This window comes from Candidatus Babeliales bacterium (assembly GCA_035944115.1).
In the GTDB taxonomy this organism is placed as follows: Bacteria; Babelota; Babeliae; order Babelales; family Vermiphilaceae; genus DASZBJ01.
Genome location: DASZBJ010000022.1, coordinates 1 through 2,171, shown reverse-complemented (window position 1 = coordinate 2,171; position 2,171 = coordinate 1). Strand labels below are relative to the sequence as shown.

The window sequence follows — 2,171 nt, the reverse complement described above, 5'->3', positions numbered from 1 at the left end:
ATACTAGACTGAATAAATTTGATCGGATATCTCGCAAAGAACGGCGAGATGCTATTCGCCATGTAACAAAGAAAAATAGCAACTATCGTCGCCTTATTGATGAAATTACAGAAATTACACATTCAACCATATTGACTGATCTCGATAAACTTCGTGCGATTTCAGAATTATTAGATAAACATAAACAGCAAAGAACGGAAGAAATTGATTTAAAAGAAAAGGTTTTTGAGCAATCTCTTGAGCGCATCGCTAACAATAATGACTACTTCGATACACTTAAAAAAGTATCTATAAAATTACAAAACAGAGTTTCCTGGATTTTAAAGGTATTGGCATTCAACGAGGATAACTCTAACAAATTGCTTATTAGCGCCATCAATCACTTTAGAGAGAAGGATACGAAAATTGACCACAAGGCTCCAATGGGTTTTTTAAAGGCGGATGAAAAAGAGGCGATCAATTCGCAAGATGGTAAATTCAGTGTTTCCCTTTATAAGGCATTATTATTTATGCATGTGTGTGATGCCATGAAATCCGGAGAGTTGAATTTAAAATATTCTTATCGATATTTATCAATAAATGACTATCTATTAGATAAAACTACCTGGGAAGAAAATAGAGAAGCATTACTTGGGGATCTGTAAATCTTTTTGTGTAAACTGCCACAGCCAAGCTGCTTATTTCATCAGTTTTACTTCCTGATAAATTTATATTAACAAAAATATCAAAATAATAAAATAAAATTATTTCCAACTGCGCGTGCCCCAGAGCCTACGTCCCGCGATTTGTTCGCGGCATCCAGGTATTAATCAATGGGTCCCGCGAACAAGTCGCGGGACGTAGAGTCGGGTGAGCAATTGCATTTATTTTAAATCACCTCAGACAAGCGTTTTTCAAACATAATTAAAAAACAATTCATAGCTTCTTTCCAATTCCGAACTGGCATCGTCCATTTTTTTGATATGTTTTTTATCCCTAAGTAAAGCTGTTTTAGCGCAGCTTCGTCAGAAGGGAAAGCACGCTTATTTTTAAGCACTTTACGCAATGTCATGTTAAGCGACTCAATGGCATTCGTCGTATAAATAACCTTGCGAATATCAGGTGGATAAGCGAAAAAAGGAATTATATTTTCCCAGTGCATATACCAGCTTTTGCTAATTGATGGATATTCTTTATCCCATTTATCAGAAAAAGCACTTAATGCAAGCTCTGCTCCTTCAACTGTCTTTGCGCCATAAATGGCTTTGAGATCAGCGGCAACAACCTTACGGCTTTTCCAACCTACATAACGCAAAGAATTTCGGATCATATGCACAATGCATAACTGCACTTGTGCTTTTGGATAAACCGCCGCTATTGCGTCTGGGAAGCCCGTTAAGCCATCAACACATGCAACGAGAATATCTTCCACTCCGCGGTTTTTAAGTTCAGTCAGCACGTTTAACCAAAATTTAGCGCCTTCATTTACACTGATCCAAATACCTAGCAACTCTTTTTGACCCTCTATATTTACGCCCAATGCTAAATAAAATGCTTTATTTTGCACGCGCTTATCTTCTTTGACTTTGATCACTAGCGCATCTAAATACACGATCGGATAAACTTTATCCAGCGGTCGTGATTGCCAACTTTTTACTTCATCAATAACTTCATCTGTAACATTAGAAATAAGTGTCGGTGACACTTCAACGCCATACATTTCTTGCAGTTGCATTTGAATATCGCGAGTGGTCATGCCTCTTGCGTATAAGCTAATGATTTTATCATCTAGTCCTGTAAAACGTGTTTGGTGTTTAGGCACAATCTGCGGTTCAAATTCACCTTGGCGATCGCGAGGAATGGCGATAATAAGTTCGCCATCTTCAGTTTTAAGCGTTTTTTCAGTATGTCCATTACGAGAGTTTCCACTATTTTTACCTTTGGGATCGTATTTCTCGTACCCAAGATCAGTGGTAAGCTCGCTCTCCAACATGCGCTCTAAAATAGCCTTTTTGAACTGTTTCATAAGACCGTTTTCGCCAAATACTTCCTCAGAAGTTTTAACGTTTTTAATTAATTCATCTAACATTTTTGGGTCAAACAGATTGTTTTTCTTCGCCATAGCTAATGTTCCTTTTTGTGGGTATTTTAGCTTGGCTGAGGGCAGTTACACAGAATTATTTACAGGCTCA

2 protein-coding genes are annotated in these 2,171 nt (G+C 37.5%); one reads left to right on the top strand and one right to left on the bottom strand.

What is annotated here, in order from left to right:
* Window positions 1-644 (top strand): hypothetical protein (locus VGT41_02815; GenBank protein HEV2601205.1); only part of this gene is annotated, 644 nt, incomplete at its 5' end.
* 224 nt (window positions 645-868) lie between these two features.
* On the opposite strand, the gene VGT41_02810 is transcribed toward VGT41_02815, so the two are convergent.
* A complete protein-coding gene (locus VGT41_02810) occupies window positions 869-2,101 on the bottom strand; it encodes an IS256 family transposase (protein HEV2601204.1) in 1,233 nt (410 codons plus the stop codon).
* Window positions 2,102-2,171 lie beyond the last annotated feature (70 nt).